The 20,083-nt window shown below is 36.0% G+C and carries 19 protein-coding genes; 14 read left to right on the forward strand and 5 right to left on the reverse strand.

Going from position 1 to position 20,083, the window contains the following annotated elements:
• Window positions 1-65: 65 nt before the first annotated feature.
• From L323_RS28045 to rpoN, 3 genes are all read left to right on the forward strand, one after another.
• On the forward strand, window positions 66-1,442 hold the full coding sequence (locus tag L323_RS28045; RefSeq protein WP_020814963.1) for an amino acid permease: 1,377 nt from the start codon (window positions 66-68) through the stop codon (window positions 1,440-1,442).
• Between the two features lie 59 nt (window positions 1,443-1,501).
• On the forward strand, window positions 1,502-1,882 hold the full coding sequence (locus tag L323_RS28050; protein WP_020814964.1) for a RidA family protein: 381 nt from the start codon (window positions 1,502-1,504) through the stop codon (window positions 1,880-1,882).
• Window positions 1,883-1,965: 83 nt separating this feature from the next.
• Window positions 1,966-3,324, forward strand: a complete 1,359-nt coding sequence (gene rpoN, locus L323_RS28055; protein WP_020814965.1) for an RNA polymerase factor sigma-54 — start codon at window positions 1,966-1,968, stop codon at window positions 3,322-3,324.
• 96 nt (window positions 3,325-3,420) lie between these two features.
• Here rpoN and L323_RS28060 read toward each other — a convergent pair whose 3' ends face one another.
• A complete protein-coding gene (locus L323_RS28060) occupies window positions 3,421-3,717 on the reverse strand; it encodes a hypothetical protein (protein ID WP_020814966.1) in 297 nt (98 codons plus the stop codon).
• Between the two features lie 89 nt (window positions 3,718-3,806).
• Here L323_RS28060 and L323_RS28065 point away from each other — a divergent pair, with 89 nt between their 5' ends.
• The 6 genes from L323_RS28065 to L323_RS28090 all read left to right on the forward strand — a co-directional run bounded on the left by L323_RS28065 (window position 3,807) and on the right by L323_RS28090 (window position 10,836).
• Window positions 3,807-4,316 carry a GNAT family N-acetyltransferase gene (locus L323_RS28065; protein ID WP_020814967.1) on the forward strand — a complete coding sequence of 170 codons (510 nt, stop codon included), beginning with the start codon at window positions 3,807-3,809 and terminating at the stop codon, window positions 4,314-4,316.
• Window positions 4,317-4,464: 148 nt separating this feature from the next.
• A complete protein-coding gene (locus L323_RS28070) occupies window positions 4,465-6,825 on the forward strand; it encodes an ATP-dependent DNA helicase (protein WP_020814968.1) in 2,361 nt (786 codons plus the stop codon).
• A gap of 8 nt (window positions 6,826-6,833) precedes the next feature.
• The gene (locus tag L323_RS28075; protein WP_020814969.1) at window positions 6,834-8,957 is read left to right on the forward strand and encodes an ATP-dependent helicase; all 2,124 of its coding nucleotides are present in this window, start codon (window positions 6,834-6,836) and stop codon (window positions 8,955-8,957) included.
• A gap of 83 nt (window positions 8,958-9,040) precedes the next feature.
• Window positions 9,041-9,607, forward strand: coding sequence for a YqeG family HAD IIIA-type phosphatase (locus L323_RS28080; RefSeq protein WP_020814970.1), 567 nt, complete (start codon window positions 9,041-9,043; stop codon window positions 9,605-9,607).
• 17 nt (window positions 9,608-9,624) lie between these two features.
• Entirely contained in the window at window positions 9,625-10,509 is an 885-nt protein-coding gene (gene aroE, locus L323_RS28085) for a shikimate dehydrogenase (RefSeq protein WP_031341919.1), read from the forward strand.
• A gap of 60 nt (window positions 10,510-10,569) precedes the next feature.
• Window positions 10,570-10,836 carry a late competence development ComFB family protein gene (locus L323_RS28090; protein ID WP_014313328.1) on the forward strand — a complete coding sequence of 89 codons (267 nt, stop codon included), beginning with the start codon at window positions 10,570-10,572 and terminating at the stop codon, window positions 10,834-10,836.
• Between the two features lie 8 nt (window positions 10,837-10,844).
• On the opposite strand, the gene L323_RS28095 is transcribed toward L323_RS28090, so the two are convergent.
• A complete protein-coding gene (locus L323_RS28095) occupies window positions 10,845-11,489 on the reverse strand; it encodes a DedA family protein (RefSeq protein WP_020814972.1) in 645 nt (214 codons plus the stop codon).
• Between the two features lie 18 nt (window positions 11,490-11,507).
• Entirely contained in the window at window positions 11,508-12,638 is a 1,131-nt protein-coding gene (locus L323_RS28100; protein ID WP_020814973.1) for an LCP family protein, read from the reverse strand.
• A 271-nt stretch (window positions 12,639-12,909) separates the two neighbouring features.
• Between L323_RS28100 and iorA the strand changes: the two genes are divergently transcribed.
• The 4 genes from iorA to L323_RS28120 all read left to right on the forward strand — a co-directional run bounded on the left by iorA (window position 12,910) and on the right by L323_RS28120 (window position 17,126).
• Complete coding sequence (iorA, locus tag L323_RS28105; RefSeq protein ID WP_020814974.1) at window positions 12,910-14,646, forward strand: indolepyruvate ferredoxin oxidoreductase subunit alpha; 1,737 nt, start codon at window positions 12,910-12,912, stop codon at window positions 14,644-14,646.
• A gap of 1 nt (window position 14,647) precedes the next feature.
• Window positions 14,648-15,223, forward strand: coding sequence for an indolepyruvate oxidoreductase subunit beta (locus L323_RS28110; protein ID WP_020814975.1), 576 nt, complete (start codon window positions 14,648-14,650; stop codon window positions 15,221-15,223).
• Window positions 15,224-15,346: 123 nt separating this feature from the next.
• On the forward strand, window positions 15,347-16,648 hold the full coding sequence (locus L323_RS28115) for a phenylacetate--CoA ligase family protein (protein WP_020814976.1): 1,302 nt from the start codon (window positions 15,347-15,349) through the stop codon (window positions 16,646-16,648).
• A gap of 46 nt (window positions 16,649-16,694) precedes the next feature.
• Window positions 16,695-17,126 carry an ACT domain-containing protein gene (locus L323_RS28120; RefSeq protein WP_020814977.1) on the forward strand — a complete coding sequence of 144 codons (432 nt, stop codon included), beginning with the start codon at window positions 16,695-16,697 and terminating at the stop codon, window positions 17,124-17,126.
• Between the two features lie 51 nt (window positions 17,127-17,177).
• Here the strand turns inward: L323_RS28120 and L323_RS28125 are convergent, their stop codons facing one another.
• The gene (locus tag L323_RS28125; RefSeq protein WP_020814978.1) at window positions 17,178-17,867 is read right to left on the reverse strand and encodes a 4'-phosphopantetheinyl transferase family protein; all 690 of its coding nucleotides are present in this window, start codon (window positions 17,865-17,867) and stop codon (window positions 17,178-17,180) included.
• 199 nt (window positions 17,868-18,066) lie between these two features.
• Between L323_RS28125 and L323_RS28130 the strand changes: the two genes are divergently transcribed.
• Window positions 18,067-18,774 (forward strand): thioesterase II family protein, encoded by a 708-nt coding sequence (locus L323_RS28130; protein ID WP_020814979.1) that lies wholly within the window; start codon window positions 18,067-18,069, stop codon window positions 18,772-18,774.
• 74 nt (window positions 18,775-18,848) lie between these two features.
• On the opposite strand, the gene L323_RS28135 is transcribed toward L323_RS28130, so the two are convergent.
• The gene (locus L323_RS28135; protein ID WP_020814980.1) at window positions 18,849-19,856 is read right to left on the reverse strand and encodes an SDR family oxidoreductase; all 1,008 of its coding nucleotides are present in this window, start codon (window positions 19,854-19,856) and stop codon (window positions 18,849-18,851) included.
• Between the last annotated feature and the right edge of the window lie 227 nt (window positions 19,857-20,083).

Raw genomic sequence — 20,083 nt, forward strand, 5'->3', positions numbered from 1 at the left:
TTGTTATCGGGAGCGTGAAAAAACTTTTCACGCTTCCTAAATCAAAGACAAAGGGGGACTCCTGAATGAGTGAAAACTCAAATGAAAAGCACGAGCTCAAACGTGGCCTTAAAAACCGTCATATACAGATGATAGCTCTAGGCGGAGCTATCGGTACAGGCTTATTTTATGGCTCATCCACTACAATAAAACAAACTGGTCCATCAATATCATTAGCTTACCTTATTGGCGGATGTATCATATTCTTTATCATGAGAGCCTTGGGTGAAATGTCTGTAGATAACCCTGTATCAGGTGCATTTAGTCACTATGCATATGAAAATATGGGTGAATTTCCAGGTTTCCTTTCAGGGTGGAATTATTGGTTTAATTACATTGTAGTAAGTATGGCGGAACTCTCGGTTGTAGGTATATATGTAAACTTCTGGCTGCCAAGTATTCCAACATGGCTATCCTCACTGGCTTTCCTTATTATTATTACTTTAGTAAATCTTATAAGTGTAAAACTTTATGGTGAATTTGAGTTTTGGTTTGCAATTGTCAAAGTTGTTGCAATTATCGCGTTGATTGTATTAGGTATTTTAATGATTTTCACTGGTATTGGAAATAACGGACAAGCTACAGGATTCAGCAATCTTTGGTCACATGGAGGCTTCTTCCCTCATGGAGTTAAAGGCCTTTTATTCTCTTTAGTTATGGTAATGTTCTCATTTGGTGGTGTTGAACTTATCGGAATAACAGCAGGTGAAGCTGATGATCCAGCTAAAAGTATACCTAAAGCAATAAATCAGGTTGTATATAGAATATTGATATTCTATATTGGTGCACTTGGAGTTATGATGACTATCTTCCCATGGGATAAACTCGGAGAATCAGGAAGTCCTTTCGTTGAAATATTCTCAAAGATCGGTATCCCTGCAGCAGCTGGAATTCTAAATGCAGTTGTGTTAACAGCAGCTGTTTCTGCTTATAACAGTGGCCTTTATAGTAATGGCCGTATGCTTCATGGACTTGCTCTTCAAGGAAATGCACCAAAGGCTCTTGCTAAGGTAAGTAAGAATGGAACACCGGTAGTTGGTGTACTGGCTTCATCAGCATTGACACTAGTTGCAGTAGTATTAAATTACTTTATGCCTGGAAAAGTATTTTCATACTTAATATCCATAGCAACTATTGCAGGTATTATAAACTGGACAATGATTATTATTACACAGCTTAAGTTTAGAAAATCAAAGAGTGCCAAAGAAGTAGATAAATTAAAATTCAAGATGCCTTTATATCCTATATCCTCATATATCTCTCTGGCATTTATGGCACTGGTTATTTTGCTTATGGCAATCATGCCTGATTACAGAATAGCTGTTATTATTGGACCAATATGGATCTTAGTTTTATATATTGCATTTAAATTAAAAAAAGGTTCAAGTAAAAAAGTAAAATAAATAATAAATAATAAATAACAAATAGCAAATAATAATAATAAATTTTAAAGGAGAAGTAAATGCAAAAAGAAGTAATTTTTACACAAAAAGCTCCTGCAGCGATTGGACCTTATTCACAAGCAATTAAGCTTGGAAACATGGTTTATACTTCCGGAATGATACCAGTGGTACCGGAAACCGGAGAAGTGGCTCAAGGAGATGCCGCTGCACAAACTGAACAGGTTCTAAAGAATCTTAATGAGGTGTTGGCTACAGCTGGTACTAATTTTGATAATGTAATAAAGACAACAGTATTTATTAAAAATATGGGAGATTTTGTAGCAATTAATGAAGTATACAAAAAATACTTCACAGCAAATTTCCCTTCAAGATCTTGTGTGGAAGTAGCAAGACTTCCAAAGGATGTATTAGTTGAAATTGAATGTATAGCCGTTATATAAAGTTTTAAAAAACAACTAACTAACCAATAGTCTGGGGCTCTATAGCTCCGGACTATTGGTTGTTGTAGTTGCCGGAGGTAAATATGAATATTGAAATAAATTTAACTCAGAAAATGTCTTTATCTCCGCAGATGCAGCAATCTATGGAGGTTCTCCAGATGAGTACACAGGAACTTATGGATTATGTTAAACAATTAGCTGTGGACAACCCTGTGGTAGAGCTTGAAGACCAACCTTATGAAAACGACAGAAATGAGGTGCTTAGAAAAAAACTGGAATGGCTTGACTCTGTAAACCAAGAATATAGAGTTTACAACCATGACTATGAAGATGATGAAGACAATAAAGATGTGGCGCATTATGTGGCGGGGGATGATGAGGATTTATACCAGCATTTGAAATCACAATTAAATTTAATGAAAGAACCTCCGGAAATATATAAGGCAGTGCAATATATGATAGGCTGCATTGATCAAAACGGGTATCTTCAAGAGAAAATAGATGATATAGTAAAGGCTGTCAAAATAGATAAAAATAAGACAGAAACAGCCTTACACCAGCTCCAATCAATGGAGCCGGCCGGTGTAGGGGCAAGAAATTTAAAAGAATGTCTACTGCTTCAATTAGAGAGACTTAATCAAAATGATCCGATTGTTATTACACTTGTAAATAGCTATCTTGAATTACTTGGAAAAAATCAGCTTGATCTCATTGCTAAGAGATTGGATGTTTCAATAGATAAAGTTAAGGATGCGTACAAAGTTATTAAAAAACTGAATCCCAGACCCGGAATGGGATTTGGTGCCAGAAAAGATATTCATTATCAAACACCGGATTTAATAGTTGTAAAATTTAGCGATTATTATGAGGTGCTTTTAAATAATTTTTCAACTCCACATATTTCAATTAGCAGCTATTATCGGAATGTCCTTGCACAAAATCCTTCCGATGAGGTTAAGAATTATATTTCAGGAAAAATAAAAGAAGCTGATTGGGCTATTAAATGTATATCACAGAGAAATAATACATTGTTAAATGTCATAAGAACGATTGTGGGCCAACAAAGAGGCTTTTTTGATAAGGGTGCAAGTCATCTTATACCTATGAACCAAAAAAGTATAGCAGATAAGCTGGAAATACACGAGTCCACTGTGAGCCGTGCCATAAGAGGAAAATATCTTCAATGTTCATGGGGGGTATTCAGTCTTGATTACTTCTTTACAAACGGACTTTCTCTTGGTTGTGATTCTCAAATTGTTCCGGATGCTATTAAATCAGATATTAAACAGATAATTACAGGCGAGGACAGGAAGAAACCTTATAGTGATCAGAAAATTGCAGAAATACTAAACCAAAAAGGAATAAGTATAGCAAGAAGAACGGTAACAAAGTATAGAGAGGATATGGATATACCAAAGGCAACAATGAGAAAGGAATACTAGGAAAGTATTCAATGACAGAAAGATAAAATGTTGACTTCATAAAACAATTTGTAATAAAATAGATGAAATAATTAAAAACAATCCATTATATAATCATTATAATGGACTATCGGGTTGATGTTGGCTGATTGCTTCTTTTAAAGCTTTCAGTCCGATTTTATTATCCCATTGATTAAAATAGCACCTGAACTTTGAACCGCAGGTAATACATTCAATAAATTGTTTTGTGTCCTTCTGTTCTCGGTTATCAAACATAAAGGGAAGAAATTCATTTTTGTTTCTAAGCCCGGGAGCATCGGAATCGATTATATATGAGTAGACATAAGTTGCTTGGTATTTTATTAAAAAATTGCTGTTGTTGCAAACCGGGCATATTAAACTGTTTTCAGACATATGTGCCTCCAAAGTATATTTATTATTAAAATTGCCAGTAAATTAATATGTTATTCATAGTTAATTTTAAAATAAAAGGAGGCTTAAAAATGGATTATACTATAAGGCCCATACGGGTTGAGGATGCACAGGATATAAATGAGATGTACACAATGGATGGGGTAAGAGAAAATCTTCTAGGGTTATTCAGTGAGAGGATAGACCAGACAGAAGAGTTTATAAAGTCCCTTGGCCAAAATCAATATCATATGGTAGCTGAGACAGATGAAAATGGAGTAAAAAAAGTAGTAGGGACGGTTGCTCTTATTGTAAGCCAGGCTCCAAGAACCAGGCATACTGCATCTGTAGGAATAATGGTACATAAAGATTATCAGGGAAATGGAATAGGAACAGCATTATTAGAGAAAATTCTGGATTTGGCAGATAACTGGCTTATGCTTGTACGCGTAGAATTAACTGTATTTGTAGAAAATGAAACCGCAGTAGGCCTGTATAAGACACACGGCTTTCAGATAGAAGGTACAAAAAAGTATATGGCTGCAAGAAACGGTAAGTATGCTGACGAATATTTAATGGCAAGGTACAGAAACCTAAATTAAAAGTATAATAGCTTCGACATTGAAAAAGAAATGATTTATTGATATAATAAGAACTGACGTTCTTTGATGAAGCTGATTGGTTTACCGGTCAGCTATTTTACTGAGTATCAATTAACATTTTTGCAGATGGAGGCTAATATACAAAAATATGGGCAAACCCGAGATAAAAATTTCAATCAGAAACCTTGTTGAACTGGTGTTGAGGTCCGGTGATATTGATAACAGGCTTGTTTCCTCGGGCAGAATGTTGGAAGGTACAAAAATTCATCAGAAAATACAAAAACAGGGTGGAGAATCGTATAACAAAGAGGTTTCCCTTGTCCATAATTTTGACACAGAGGACTTTATGTTCAGACTTGAAGGACGGGCGGATGGTATTATAGTCGAGCCGGATGAGATTGTGATAGATGAGATAAAATCCACAACACGTCCCCTTGAATTCATAGACGAAGATTTCAGTCTTCTGCATTGGGCACAGGCAAAGTGCTATGCTTTTATTTATGCCGTCCAGAATGAACTTGACAGTATATATGTACAATTAACGTATTTTCATATAGAAACGGAAGAAATAAAAAGAATCAGGAAACAGTTTCTATTTGAAGAACTAAAAACTTTTATTGAAGAATTACTTGATAAATATGTGGTTTGGGCCAGTTTATCAGATTCATGGAATAAAAGAAGAGATACTTCTATAAAAATCCTCGAATTTCCCTTTAAAGACTACAGAAAGGGACAGCGCGAGCTTGCAGTTGCAGTATATAAAACCATAATGCAAGGCAAAAAACTATTTGCTCAGGCCCCTACAGGTATTGGAAAAACTATATCAACACTGTTTCCTGCGGTTAAAGCTTTAGGCGAACAACACATTTCAAAAATATTTTATCTCACTGCAAAAACCATTACAAGGCAGGTAGCTGAAGAGGCATTTTCAAAAATGAGAGAGTGCGGTTTGGTATTCAGAACAATAACACTTACAGCAAAGGATAAAATATGTTTTAACAAAGAAGGAAGCTGCAATCCCGATTTCTGTGAATATGCAAAAGGCCATTACAACAGGGTTAACAATGCACTGGAAGATGTGCTTAAAAATTCTGAAAACCTGTCCAGAGATGTAATAGAAGAATATTCACGTAAACATATGGTTTGTCCCTTTGAGTTCAGCCTTGACCTTTCATTGTGGGCGGATTGCATTATTTGTGACTATAATTATGCATTTGATCCAAGGGTATATCTAAAAAGATTTTTTCTCAATAATACCGGAGATTATGCTTTTTTGGTTGATGAGGCACACAATTTGGTTGACAGGGCGAGAGAAATGTTTTCCGCTCAAATACTTAAATCGGGATATCTTGAAGCAAAAAAGCTTATGAAGTCAAAAGTTCCTAGGGTTGCAAGAATATTAAACAAGATAAATTCCTATATGGTGGCTCTCCGTAAACAATGCCAGGATGAAGGTTTTATTGTTAGCAAAACAGAACTAACTGACCTGTACCGATTGTTAAACAGTTTTATATCAGAATCAGAGGAATGGATACTAAAGAATCAAAATAGCAACATAGATGGTTTTGACCAGCTTCTGGAGACTTATTTCAATTCAATAGCTTTTACCAGAATGGCTGATTTTTACGATGAAAGATACATTACATTTATAGAAACTAAATCAAATGATGTCAGAGTGAAGCTTTTCTGCCTGGATCCCTCTTTTTTGCTTGCAGATGCTGTAAAAAGAGGTAAAACAGCTGTATTTTTCTCTGCAACCCTTACCCCTCTTAACTATTTCATGGATGTATTGGGCGGGGACAAGGAGGATTATAACATAAATCTTGCTTCACCTTTTGCTAAGGACAATCTCTGTCTTATTGTTAATGATAATATTTCTACAAGATATAAAAACCGTGATAAAAGCTATGATAAAATAGTAGACATAATATGGTCTGCTGTAAACAAAAAAATAGGGAATTATGTAGTGTTTTTTCCTTCATATAAATACATGAACGAGGTTTACACAAGGTTTACAGAGCAATATCCTGAAACAGATACAATAATACAGGAAACTTCCATGACGGAAGAAGAAAGGGAGAGCTTTCTAAACAGCTTTCAATCCGGTACGGGAAAGAGCCTTGTTTCTTTTGGAGTTCTGGGAGGAATTTTTTCCGAGGGTATAGATTTGAAGGGAGACAGGCTTATAGGAGCTATAATAGTAGGAGTAGGACTTCCTCAGGTTAGTCCCGAACAGGATATTATCATGAATTATTATCAAAACAAAAACCGAATGGGTTTTGAAAATGCATATATGTATCCGGGAATGAACAAAGTACTACAGGCTGCAGGAAGGGTAATCCGTTCGGAACACGATGTTGGAACAGTGGTACTTCTGGACGAAAGATTTTCAAACGGAAGCTACAGACGGCTTTTTCCGAGACACTGGGAACATGCCATGCGGGTACAAGATACAGGACAGCTTGGAAAAAGGCTGGAGCAGTTCTGGATTGATAAAAATATTGAATAGGTGAATAAATGACACAATCTGAAATAGACAGGGAATATAATAAATCAACAGATATAACGATTGAAGATGATTTTAAAGATTTAAGTCTCGAACAAAGGGAAGCGGTACTCACTGTTAAAGGGCCTGTACTACTTATTGCAGGCCCCGGGAGTGGAAAAACAACTGTAATTGTAAACCGTGTTTATAATTTAATTAAATCAGGTGTCAATCCCAAAAGTATTCTGACACTTACCTTTAATAAGGCTGCCCAGCTTGAAATGGAAAGGCGTTTTAAAAAATACTACGGAAGTAGTATAAAAGAAAAAGTACAATTTGCGACACTGCACAGCTTCTGCAACAGAGTAGTTAGAGACTATGAGAGAATGAAAGGGCAGAGCTTAAGGCGTATTGAGGGTATGGAAGAAGATATAAATAAAAAAATGCTGTTAAAAGACATGTATCACAGCATATATAATTCAAAATTAAATGAGGATGAGCTGGATAACCTTATAAACGAAATAAGCTATATAAAGAATAAAATGATAAAAAATGCCGACGACAGCTTTTTCAGCTCAAAGAAATTCTCAAAGGTCTATAAAACCTATGAAGAATACAAGAAAAAAAATCTGATGATTGACTTTGACGATATGCTTACATATGCGTATAGTATTCTTTCAAGATATCCGCAAGTTTTAAAAGAATATAAAAAACAATATAATTATATACAAGTGGATGAAGGCCAGGATTTATCCAATATACAGTTTGCCATTCTCAAGCTGTTGGCTGGGCCGGACGGGAATATATTTATAGTGGCTGACGATGACCAGTCAATTTACCGTTTCAGGGGAGCTGAACCCCAGTATATTCTGGATATAAGCCATGAATTTGACAATCTGAGACTTTTCAGACTTGAAAACAACTTCAGGTCTTCCAGTAATATTGTAGACCTTACCAGTAAATTTATAATGAAAAATGATAAAAGGTATCTGAAATCACACAAAACCAATAATAAAAAGGCAGAGGACCCAATGATTCTCAGAGCTGAAAATGAGAGCAGGCAGCAGGATATCCTTTTAAAAAAGATAGAAGAGGTACTAAAGGAAAAAAAGACAAAAAGCATCGGGGTATTGTATAGAAATAACCTCTCATCAATTCTTGTTTCGGATAAACTGCAAAGGAACGGAATTTCATTCAAAATAAGGCAGAACACACTTTTTTATTTCAAACACTGGCTTGTACAGGAGGTATGTGCTTTTTTATTATTTGCACTTGATGGTTGTGATACAGAATCATTTACGAAAATATGCTTCAGAATGAATAGATTTATATCAAAAACCATGCTGGAATGTTCCTTACAAGGTGAAGGAAGTGAAAATGTAATTGACAGAATAATAAAAAGCCATGACCTGAAACCTTTTCAGCTTACTGCAATGAGGGAATTAAAAGGAGAATTTGCTTCGTTGGCAAAGAAGAATCCTTGGTCGGCATTGGAGTATATAAAAAATAACTTCAGATATCTGGAAAGTATTAAAGATTACAGTGCTATATCAGGTCAGTCCTTTGATTACCTGAACAGGTTGTATGGGATTTTACATGGAATATCAATTGATTGTCCAACTATTTCTTCATTTCTTGTGCGGTTGCAGGAGTTGGAGCAAATATTCATGGATGGAGGATATAAGCACGACAGTGAAAAGAACCAAATAACTCTGAGCACGCTGCACTCTTCAAAGGGACTTGAATATGACAATGTATTTATGATAGACCTTATAAACAGTGAGATTCCGGGAGACAAGGTTCTTGAAAACTCTGAGAAAATTGTACTTGAAGAAGAACGGAGACTTTTTTATGTTGGAATGACGAGAGCAAGAAAAAAACTTTATCTTCTCTATCCAGATACGGTAAATAATGAAAAAGTTATACCATCTATTTTTGTAAATGAGGTTGTACAACTTTTGCAAAAGGACATAATAGTTAATATAGGTGAAGGAAAATTTGTCAGCCATGCTAAATTCGGCAGAGGAGTAGTAGTTTCAATAGAACAGGACCCTCTAGCCGATAAGAATATAATCGAAATAAAGTTTTTCAAGGTGGGATGCAGAAAATTTGATTTGCAGCTTTGTCTAAATAATAAACTTTTAAAATTTGAATAATGTACACAATACAATCAGAAGCACAAAATGGTTTGCAAAACATAATACGTTTTGCTATCATAGGTTGATATGGAGGAATTTACATGATCGAAAAATATTATCCTGACTTATATTTTGATAGTATAAGACATATTGATATAAATATACTTAAAGAAAGAGGCATCAAGGGAGTTATACTTGATATAGATAATACCCTTGTACCCATGCATACAAAGGATGCTGACGAAAATGCAATAAGTTGGGTCGCTGAACTGCAAAAAATAGGATTCAAGGTTTGTATACTGTCAAACGCTTCGCTTAATAGAGTAACAAGGTTCAATAAAGAAATGTCGGTAATGGCAATACACAGAGCATATAAACCGGCAGGAAAGGCTTTTCTTAAAGCAGCTGAAAAAATGGGGCTTGAGCCGGAAAAGGTAGCGGTTATAGGTGACCAGATATTTACCGATATATATGGGGGAAATAAAGTAAATATGCTTACCGTACTTGTAAAGCCCATAGATAAAAAAGAAATTTTGTATGTCAGGTTAAAAAGGCATATTGAAAAAAGAGTCTTAAGTCGTTTTAGTAGTGTACAAACGTCAAGACTGGAAGTAAGAAATGAATGGAAAAAGAACAGGCTTCAAATAGAAAGAAGTCGTTTAAAATGACATTGGGGGGCAAGCCAATGAACTTGGTTGAAGTTGTTAACGGAAAAACACAGTTGTATGGTGTGCTTGGTAATCCAATTGAGCATACAAAGTCACCTTTTATTCATAATACACTATTTAAAGAATTTGGAGTAAATGCTGTATATTTACCTGTACTTGTTGAAAACGGAAAATTGGAACAGGTCATGAATGGATTAAAAGGTATAAACTTTTTAGGTTTTAACATAACTGTTCCATATAAAAAAGATGTTATACAATATCTGGATGAGGTTTCCGCAGAAGGTATGCTTATGGGTGCAATTAATACTGTAAAAAAGCAAAACGGAAGGTTCATAGGTTGTAATACAGATGCTGAAGGTTTTGTCAGGGACTTTTGCGATGGTTTTGAAACAACATTTAAAGGTAAAAGAGTAATGCTATTAGGCGCAGGAGGAACGTCAAGGGCTATTGCTGTCAGGCTTGCAACCGAAGGTATAGAGCATCTGACAATAGTAAACAGGACAGAGGCCAACGCAAAAAGTATTTCTGATCTGGTAAACAGCAATTTCGGAAACATTGTTAGTACAATGCTCCCGGAGAAAGACAAACTTGATAAAGAACTTGAAAACAACCAGATCATTATAAATACAACACCTGCCGGCATGAGTACATACCTTGATTCAACTCCATTTGATATTGATTTCAACTTTAACGGAACTCAGCTTGTATATGATGTTCTATATGTTCCTAAGAAAACAAGATTTCTAATACAGGCAGAAAAAGCGGGATGCAAAATAAGAAACGGATTTGGTATGCTTATAAATCAAGGTGTTTCATCTTTTGAAATTTGGACGGGTATAAAGGTTGAAAGAAAACAAACCAATGAACTTTTAAAAAATATAGAAAATATAGAGGGATTTTGAAAATATTACCGAAATGATTAATGTATGTAATTTTATAAGTTGTTATAAGGGGATGAAAGTATGGTAACGTTAAAAAATTATATGGAAGAAGTTGTATTCAATCTGATAGACGGCGTCCTTGACGATATTAACATGTGCAAATGTGAATTGTGCGTTAAGGATATAGCTGCTCTTGCTCTTAACAGCCTCCCTCCGAAGTACATTGCCTCTGAAAAAGGCGAGCTGTATTCAAAAGTAAACAGTTTAAGAAACCAATTTGAGGTAGATGTCATTTCAGCTATTACAAAAGCAGCAGTTCTTGTTAAAGAAGCACCCAGACACAAATAACTCAAAAACTATTTATTTCCCATAGATTTATTGCTTTCTCTACGGGAAGAAATAATCTTGTAAATTACAAATAGGACAATGCAGATTAAAATCAGTGCTATTACAATATTTTCAAAACCCTTAAAATACGGCCTGATTTTAGTCTCATAATCCTTTCCGAATACATAACCCAGATAAATCAGAGTAAAATTCCATGGAAGCATCCCGATAGTTGAGAAAATAATAAACTTAAATTTATTTATTTTAGCAATTCCTGCAGGTAAAGAAATAAATGTTCTGATTACAGGAAGAAGTCTTCCGAGACACACAGCCAGCATACCTCTTTTTTTAAATACCTCTTCTGCTTTATAAAAATTCTTTTCTGATACAAAAAAGTACTTTCCGTATTTAAGTATAAAGGGTCTGCCACCGTAAGAACCAACAAAGTAGGCAAACATGGAACCAATAAGACTGCCCACAGCGGCAGCAATATTTGCTTCCAGAAGAGTAATGCTGCCCTGAGAAGCCATCATTCCGCCGAAAGGCAATATAATTTCACTGGGGAGGGGAATACAGCTGCTTTCAAAGAGCATCCAAAGCCCAATACCCCAGATTCCCATACCTTCAATAATATCTATTAAAGGCATTAAAATATTATGAATAATAGTAGTCATGTTTTACACTCCTTAATTTTATCCCTTTGATGTCCCTTTAGTGTCAGTATCAGTATTTGAGGGATTTTGTTTCTTAATAACAGGCTTTTTTTTCACAACCGGAGGAGCCTTTGCTTCATCCTCATCATCGTTACTTACAGGAACATATAGTTCACCTGATGGCGTTGCAATACCATTGGCAGAATAAAAGTAATTTTCAACTATCTCAGCCGCCGGAAGAGATTCTTTTGTTTCAATATTTATTAAATTGCCGTTGTATACGTAGTACCATCCTTTATTTATAACCTTGTCTTCACCGTCAAGACGGAAAGAATTAAAGTTGTCAGGCGAAATACTTATGAGCCCGGAGGACATCTTTAACGCATCTGATAAAGTCATATTGGTTATAATATTTTCAAAGGCATAATTAAGCACGGGATTTAGCTTTGGAATATTTTGTACCTTTAACTTTTGCTTTATAAATTCCTTTATAAACTTCATCTGCATTTCGGTTCTCTTTATATCACTGCCGTCATAAAACTCTTTTAACTCTTGTGTGTAACGTTCACCGTTTGGTTTCCTGAAACGTAGTAATTGTTCAACCTTGTCGCCGTCAAGCAACTGATAACCTTTTTTTAAATTAATATGAAGATTCTGAGAAGGGTCATCGTACTTCATATTTACGGGAACGTCAAAATAAACTCCTCCAAGCATATCTGTAATCTTTTTGATTGCGGAAATATTGATATGAACATAATAGTTGATATTGATTCCGGTTAAGTTACTTACAATCTCGGCAGAATATCTTGCACCTTCGTGGTTTCGTCCTCCTGCTGCATAAGCAGCATTTATTTTTGGAAGTATATTGTTTTTTAATTTAACCTTAGTATCTCTCGGTATTGTAACGATACTTATCTGGTTTTTTGCTGGATTATAATTTGCTACCAGCATTGAATCCGTATTACCGCTTGACTTGTCACCAACCAGCAGGAAGAAATTCATAGGTTCTTTATTGGTAGTGGCGTTAAGTCCTTCAAGTATTGCAGGAACAGCATTGTTTCCGGCTGCTCCTGTTACACTGTTTGCATAGTAAAGAAAAACTGTTCCCATTCCAAAAAGAAACAAGCCTACTACTATAGTAATTATATAAGCGAATTTTCTAGTGTTCATTGTCAGACCTCTTAATAGTTTATTGTTTACAGTCAGCAATTATTATATCATATATTTATAGAAAATTTCTAAAAATAATCTGTACTGGTGTATAATAAAAGTTTGTTCAAAATTAAACATGTTTAATACATCAAAAAAACCCTGTATAGTGCTAAACGTGTCGAATTTCTTCATTTACTTTACACTGATAATACTTTATAATAATAAACAATGTATGCTGATTGTAATCAAGTATTACAATAATTAATCAAATAGAGATGGGGGAATATCAATGAAAAAGCTCATGCTCGGCAACGAAGCCGTGGCAAGAGGAGCATATGAGGCAGGCTGTTCAGTAGCGGCTGCTTATCCTGGAACTCCTAGTACGGAAATTACTGAGTACATATCGAAATATGACGAAATATATTCAGAGTGGGCACCAAATGAAAAGGTAGCACTCGAGGTAGCTATAGGTTCATCCATCGGAGGAGCAAGATCCATATGTTCCATGAAACACGTAGGACTTAATGTTGCAGCAGACCCTCTTTTTACAGTATCTTATACCGGCGTAAACGGAGGTCTTGTTATAATGGTTGCTGATGACCCTGGAATGCACAGTTCTCAGAATGAGCAGGACAGTAGGTTCTATGCAAGATCATCAAAGGTTCCTATGCTTGAACCTTCGGACTCTCAGGAATGTAAGGACTTCGTAAAACAGGCATTCTCCATAAGTGAGACATTTGACTGTCCTGTAATCGTCAGACTTTCCACCAGGGTATCCCATTCCCAAAGTGCTGTTGAACTGAGTGATAAAGAAGATTACAAGTTAAAACAGTATTCCAAGGATGCAAACAAATATGTCATGATGCCTGCTATGGCAAGAAAAAGACATGTTGAAGTTGAAAAAAGAATGGCTGCTTTGAGAGAATTCTCCAATGAAAGCAGACTAAACAAAGTTGAAATGACAAGCAAGGACATCGGGGTTATAACCAGCGGAATTTCATATCAGTACGTAAAAGAAGCGATGCCTGATGCATCCGTATTAAAAATAGGAATGGTACACCCAATTCCTGAAAAACTTATTGCTGATTTTGCAGCAAATGTAAAAACCCTTTATGTTGTAGAAGAATTGGAGCCATTCTTTGAAAATCAAATTAAGAAAATGGGCATAAAGGTAATAGGTAAGGAAAAGCTTCCTATAATCGGTGAGTTTAGCGCTCAACTTGTTGCAGAAAAACTCCTTGATAAAAAGTTTGATTCACAGGAAGCTTCCAATAATGCCGTTCCAGTAAGACCACCGGTAATGTGTCCGGGATGTCCTCATAGAGGCATGTTCTATGTTCTCAAAAAATTGGGACTGACCGTCAGCGGCGACATCGGCTGTTATACCCTTGGTGCATTGCCTCCTAACGAAGCAATGGACATATGCGTGTGCATGGGCGCAAGCATTGGTGTTGCCCACGGGTTGGAAAAAGCACGCGGAGCCGATTTCAGGAAAAAGACTGTAGCAGTAATCGGCGACTCAACTTTTATACATTCAGGTATTACGGGTTTAATAGATATCGTATATAATAAAGGTAACTCTACTGTAATTATTCTAGATAATTCAATTACAGGAATGACGGGTCACCAGCACAATCCAACAACCGGATTTACAATAAAGGGTGAGCCTACAAAACAGGTAGACCTTGAACTTCTTTGCAAATCTGTGGGTGTTGACAGAGTTACGGTTGTAGATCCTTTTGATATAAAGGAATTCGAGAAGGTTGTAAAAGCCGAAACAGATGCAGATGAACCTTCGGTAATAATTTCTCAGCGTCCATGTGCACTTTTAAAACATGTTAAATATGAAGGAAGCCATAGAATAATACAGGATAAATGCAAAAAGTGCAGAATGTGCATGAAAATAGGATGCCCGGCCATAGTTGAAAAGGGCGATCACCTTGAAATAAACCCTGCACTTTGTGTGGGATGCAAGCTCTGCACCAAGATATGCGGATTCGGTGCTATCGAAAGGGCAGGTGAATAAGGTGAAAAAATTAAATCTTCTTATAGTTGGTGTTGGCGGACAGGGAACTCTCCTAGCCAGCAGAATACTGGGAACAGTTGCATTAAAACTGAATTTTGACGTTAAGGTCTCAGAGGTACACGGTATGTCCCAAAGAGGCGGAAGCGTTGTTACATATGTTAGGTATGGGGAAAAGGTATATTCACCTCTCATTGAAAAGGGCGAGGCTGATCTCATTATTGCCTTTGAACAACTGGAGGCACTCAGGTGGGTGGATTACCTCCATAAGGACGGCAAGATGATAGTAAATGAGCAGGAGATAGATCCAATGCCTGTAATTATAGGAAAGGCTAAGTATCCTGAAAAAATACTCGATACATTAAAAACCTCATATAGCATTTACTCACTTGACGCACTTAAAATAGCCAGAGAATGTGGAACAATAAAAGCGGTAAATATTGTTCTGCTGGGTGTAATGGCAAAATTAGCAGGTATTGATAAAAACATATTTATGGAAGCCATAAACGAGGTTGTTCCTGCAAAGGTACTTGATGTAAATATCAAAGCCTTTGAGGAAGGTTACAATTATCATAATTAAGAATTTAAGCCTATTGCTTTTGTGTGGGGCTACATTTTGTAAGTAAACCCTGAAAGCCATTCCGAGTGGGATGATGGCAAAGAATATATAAATTTATATTTATTCTTGGGAGGGTGAAATGTTATGTCATATTGGAATCAGGCATACGAATGTATGTCCAGAGAAGAAATGCGTAAGGTTCAATCGGAAAGATTAATTAAAACTGTAAAGCTGGTATATGAAAATGTACCTACTTACAGAAAGAAGATGCAGGAAAAGGGTATGTTACCTGGAGATATCAAGTCTGTTGATGATTTAAAAAATCTACCCTTTACCTATAAGCAGGATCTGAGAGATACATATCCATACGGCCTTTTTGCAGTGCCTATGAGTGAAATTGTCAGAGTCCATGCATCTTCGGGAACAACTGGAAAGAAGACGGTTGTAGGTTATACAAAAAATGACCTTGATGTTTGGTCTGAGGTTATCGCCCGAACATTTACAGCTGCCGGAGCAGTGAAGGACTCTTTTCTGCAGATATCTTACGGTTATGGATTATTTACGGGAGGACTCGGTGCTCATTACGGCGGCGAGAAACTGGGAGCAACGGTTATACCTACTTCATCAGGAAACACAAAACTTCAGCTTTCAATTATGCAGGATTTCGGTACAACTCATCTTGCATGTACACCTTCTTATGCTTTGTATTTGGCTGAGGAAATGGAAGAACTCGGTATCAAGAGAAGCGATTTAAAGCTGCAGGCCGGTATTTTCGGGGCGGAGCCTTGGTCGGAAAGTATGAGGCAGGAAATACAGGACAGACTAAAAATTAAAGCTTTTGATATATACGGGTTAAGCGAGGTAATAGGGCCGGGAGTTGCATGTGAATGTGAATATCAGGGCGGTATGCATATTCCGGAAGACCATTTTATCCCGGAAATTATTGATCCTGACACAGGTGAAGTCCTTCCAGAAGGTTCAGAAGGGGAAATTGTATTTACGACTATTACAAAAGAAGGGCTTCCGTTAATAAGGTACAGAACCAGGGATCTTTCTTCATTGAATTATGATAAATGTGAATGTGGACGTACAGAAGTAAGAATGAACAAGGTTGCCGGTAGAACAGACGACATGCTCATAATCAGGGGTGTTAATGTTTTCCCTTCACAGGTGGAAAGTGTTCTTCTATCAATTGGCGAGACCGCACCTCATTACATGCTGGTAGTTGATAGAAAAGACAATTTGGACACACTGGAAATTCAGGTTGAAATCACTCCAAGCTTATTCTCAGATGAAGTAAAAAGGCTGGAAGATGTGGAAAAGAAGATTTCTAAGGAAATTAACAGTACTTTAGGAATAGGTGCAAAAATCAAGCTGGTTGAACCCAAAACCATTCAGCGCAGCGAAGGTAAGGCAAAAAGAGTTATTGACAAAAGGGTTATTTAATAAGGGTTAAGTTATCATTAACAATTATAAAGGAGGCCTGTTAACCATGCTTGTTAAACAGATTTCAGTTTTTCTAGAAAACAAATCAGGAAGGTTGGCTGATGTAACCAGAACACTTGCGGATAATAACATTAATATCTGTGCCATGTCTATAGCTGATACTACGGATTTTGGCATATTGAGACTTATTGTTAATAAGCCGGAAGATGCTGAGCGTTTTTTGAGTGAGCAGCAGTTTACGGTAAGCTGTACCAGCGTTATAGCAATAGGTGTTGAAGATAAGCCGGGAGGACTTGCAAAGGCATTAGACATTCTTCAGGATAATGGTATAAGCATTGAGTACATGTATGCTTTTGTAGGAAAAACAGGTAATGAAGCATTTGTTATTTTGAGAGTTGAAAACCCTGAAACGGCAATAGAAACTTTATTGAAATACGGAATAGAGATACTACCAAGCGACAAGATTTATTGTGCATAAATAATATTATAAAGGGCTGCCTCTTATATGTTTGAGGTAGCCCTTATATTATTACAAAGTATTTAAAATATCCTGAACGGTTACAAGACATATTTTATCCGGAAAACAATCTTCCTTAGAACAAACGGAAACGACATGGTCATCGTCAATTTCAAATTGACTGAAAAAGCAATTTGAAAGATTATTGGTATCTTTCGTTGAGAGAGATATCCTGCCTGAATCTATGTTAAAAGAAAAAGAATCAAGAGGCAGTGACAACCCCCTTCCGTCAGTTTTTATGTAACTTTCCTTCAATGTCCACAGCATAAAAAAGTATCTGGTACGGTAATGTGCCGGTTGGCTCATAAGACTTTCATACTCATTCTGTGAAAAAAATCTTTTTGCAATGTCAAAATCCGCTTCTTTTATAAATTCCACGTCTATTCCGCAGGGTTTATCCGAAAGAATACAGACAACCCAATCGCCGGAATGGGATATATTATAAAAAACAGACTGGTTCGCGATTACAAGGTATGGTTTATTATAAGAATCCGTTTTGAAACCAATATCTTCATTTTTATAGTTTAAGTCTTTACTTACGGCATATCTGGCTATGACTTCACCGAGAAGACATCTTATAGAATCCTCCTTAAATAAAAACCTTTCCATTCTTGCTTTTCTCTCATCAGAAATAAATCTTTTTAATAAATTAATATTATCATCAGTGCATGCAGAAACTTTTGTTCCATATAAATTAACCAAGAAACCCCAACCTTTCTTAAAACAGCATGCTTGGCTTATATGCCGATTTCTATTCTAACAGAGATTTACATATTTGTGAAGTTTATATAAGGAATATGTCGTAACTATGGAAATCCAAAACTGTATAATATATAATATATTGGGTTAAGAAGTTAAAAAAATTGGAAATTATTTAAACTATTTTATCAAGAGGAGTACTATGAAAAATAAAATTAATCTGTTTTGCTTTCCATATGCAGGGGGTTCTTCAAGCATATATTCCAAGTTAAAACATTTTGCTGACAAAAATATAAAAGTGATGCCGGTGGAACTTGCAGGGAGAGGGCAGAGGATAAGCGAGCCATTATACAATAATATGGCAGAAGTAATAAAAGATGTTTATGATAAAATATCATCGTCTGTTGAGGAACAGCCCTTCGCTTTATTTGGGCATAGTATGGGAAGCTCCATTGTGCTTGAGCTAGCACAAAAAATTATTAAAAACAAAAAAACAGAACCGCTGCACCTCTTTATTTCAGGTCGATGTCCTCCCGCACTTTACAAGAATTATAAGAAAATATATGCTTTACCTGATGAAAAATTTATACAAGAGGTTTATGAACTCGGAGGTACACCCAAAGAGGTTTTTGACAACAATGAATTGCGTCATTTATTTTTGCCTATACTTAGGTCGGATTATAAATTGGTAGAAGAATATGATTATATTGAAAAAGATAAAAAATTAAGCTGTGACATAACAGTTTTTAATGGGAAAGATGACAAAATGACCAGCTTAGAAGGATTGAAAAAGTGGGAAGATTATACATCCGGTAAAACTGACATAATTGAGTTTGATGGAGGACATTTTTTTCTGCATAATCAAATGGAGCAAATCATGAATATAATAAATAAAACTTTAAATCGTTAATATTCATAATAAATGTCGGAACCGTAAGCTATCCATCGGTCCCGACATTTTAAGTCATTGTCAGGTAAAAATGATTATTTCTTCATAGAATTCATATAATTATTGATAACTTTATCACACCAATCATCAAATTCTTTATCTTCAGTCTGGAGTTCCGGATGGGAGAGAATATTTTCCAAAACTAATCTGACTCCCTGATCAAAACGCACAGTTGCGTTAAAACCGGGTACCAACCTTTTTATTTTTGAATTGTCAAATACAACTGTGTTTGACTTATCACCCAAAAGGGACCCTGTGAAATCATAGTCGCTGCAAGCTGCGAGATAATCGGTTGCGATGTGTACAGCATTGAGATTTACTCCTAAAGTGGAAGCGATTATCTGATATATCTGGTTCCATGTAAGGCTTTCATCAGACGTAATGTGAATCGCCTCACCAATGGCATGAATATTACCCATTAAGCCAATAAAGCCCTTGGCAAAGTCAGTATTATATGTCAAAGTCCATAAAGAGCTTCCGTCACCGTGAATAATTACAGGCTTGTTTTCCAGCATCCTCTTTATTACCTGCCAGCTGCCGTTATTTCCATGAACGCCTAAAGGAACGCTGCTATCGTCGTAAGTGTGGCTGGGACGAACAATAGTCACAGGAAATCCGTTGTTACGGTATTCTGACATTAGAAGTTCCTCACAAGCAATCTTATTACGAGAATATTCCCAATAGGGGTTTGCAAGTGGTGTTGATTCGGTTATTCGAAAATCAGACAGAGGCTTTTGATATGCTGAGGCAGAACTAATAAATATGTATTGCTTTGTTCTACCTGAGAAAAGTCTGATATCACGTTCAACCTGTGAAGGTACAAATGCAATGAAATCTGCCACAACATCAAAATTTTCGTCTTTTATAAGGGAACTTACAAGCGCTTCGTCATTTATATCAGCCCTTAGGAGTTTTGCCCCTTCAGGTATCCTTTCGGATCTGTTACCCCTGTTAAGGAGAAAAAGTTCCCAGCCCTGTTCAACCAAAGAGGACGAAATTGCCGAACTTATAATGCCTGTTCCACCAATAAATAATGCTTTCATAATAATTCTCCTTTGATTTTATAAATTCAATCATTTGTACTGGTAAATAATTTATATAAGTATTATATAACGATAATTAAAATAAATACATAATCATATTGTGAAAAAAAGTACTTGAAAGCCTACATAATTATGTTATAATTAAATTGATTAATTGAACTCAAATTTCTTTTCTGTAATTCCATTTCTTAAATTAGTTCCTTTTTTTAAATGTTTGCTTACTATTT

It is taken from the genome of Ruminiclostridium papyrosolvens C7, from assembly GCF_000421965.1.
Classification (GTDB): domain Bacteria; phylum Bacillota; class Clostridia; order Acetivibrionales; family DSM-1351; genus Ruminiclostridium; species Ruminiclostridium papyrosolvens_A.

What these genes read in the sequence shown, in the direction of transcription:
- L323_RS28045 (WP_020814963.1), top strand. Translation starts at nt 66, where the DNA reads ATGAGTGAAAACTCAAATGAAAAGCACGAGCTCAAACGTGGCCTTAAA.
- L323_RS28050 (WP_020814964.1), top strand. Translation starts at nt 1,502, where the DNA reads ATGCAAAAAGAAGTAATTTTTACACAAAAAGCTCCTGCAGCGATTGGA.
- rpoN (WP_020814965.1), top strand. Translation starts at nt 1,966, where the DNA reads ATGAATATTGAAATAAATTTAACTCAGAAAATGTCTTTATCTCCGCAG.
- L323_RS28060 (WP_020814966.1), bottom strand. Translation starts at nt 3,717, where the DNA reads ATGTCTGAAAACAGTTTAATATGCCCGGTTTGCAACAACAGCAATTTT.
- L323_RS28065 (WP_020814967.1), top strand. Translation starts at nt 3,807, where the DNA reads ATGGATTATACTATAAGGCCCATACGGGTTGAGGATGCACAGGATATA.
- L323_RS28070 (WP_020814968.1), top strand. Translation starts at nt 4,465, where the DNA reads ATGGGCAAACCCGAGATAAAAATTTCAATCAGAAACCTTGTTGAACTG.
- L323_RS28075 (WP_020814969.1), top strand. Translation starts at nt 6,834, where the DNA reads ATGACACAATCTGAAATAGACAGGGAATATAATAAATCAACAGATATA.
- L323_RS28080 (WP_020814970.1), top strand. Translation starts at nt 9,041, where the DNA reads ATGATCGAAAAATATTATCCTGACTTATATTTTGATAGTATAAGACAT.
- aroE (WP_031341919.1), top strand. Translation starts at nt 9,625, where the DNA reads ATGAACTTGGTTGAAGTTGTTAACGGAAAAACACAGTTGTATGGTGTG.
- L323_RS28090 (WP_014313328.1), top strand. Translation starts at nt 10,570, where the DNA reads ATGGTAACGTTAAAAAATTATATGGAAGAAGTTGTATTCAATCTGATA.
- L323_RS28095 (WP_020814972.1), bottom strand. Translation starts at nt 11,489, where the DNA reads ATGACTACTATTATTCATAATATTTTAATGCCTTTAATAGATATTATT.
- L323_RS28100 (WP_020814973.1), bottom strand. Translation starts at nt 12,638, where the DNA reads ATGAACACTAGAAAATTCGCTTATATAATTACTATAGTAGTAGGCTTG.
- iorA (WP_020814974.1), top strand. Translation starts at nt 12,910, where the DNA reads ATGAAAAAGCTCATGCTCGGCAACGAAGCCGTGGCAAGAGGAGCATAT.
- L323_RS28115 (WP_020814976.1), top strand. Translation starts at nt 15,347, where the DNA reads ATGTCATATTGGAATCAGGCATACGAATGTATGTCCAGAGAAGAAATG.
- L323_RS28120 (WP_020814977.1), top strand. Translation starts at nt 16,695, where the DNA reads ATGCTTGTTAAACAGATTTCAGTTTTTCTAGAAAACAAATCAGGAAGG.
- L323_RS28130 (WP_020814979.1), top strand. Translation starts at nt 18,067, where the DNA reads ATGAAAAATAAAATTAATCTGTTTTGCTTTCCATATGCAGGGGGTTCT.
- L323_RS28135 (WP_020814980.1), bottom strand. Translation starts at nt 19,856, where the DNA reads ATGAAAGCATTATTTATTGGTGGAACAGGCATTATAAGTTCGGCAATT.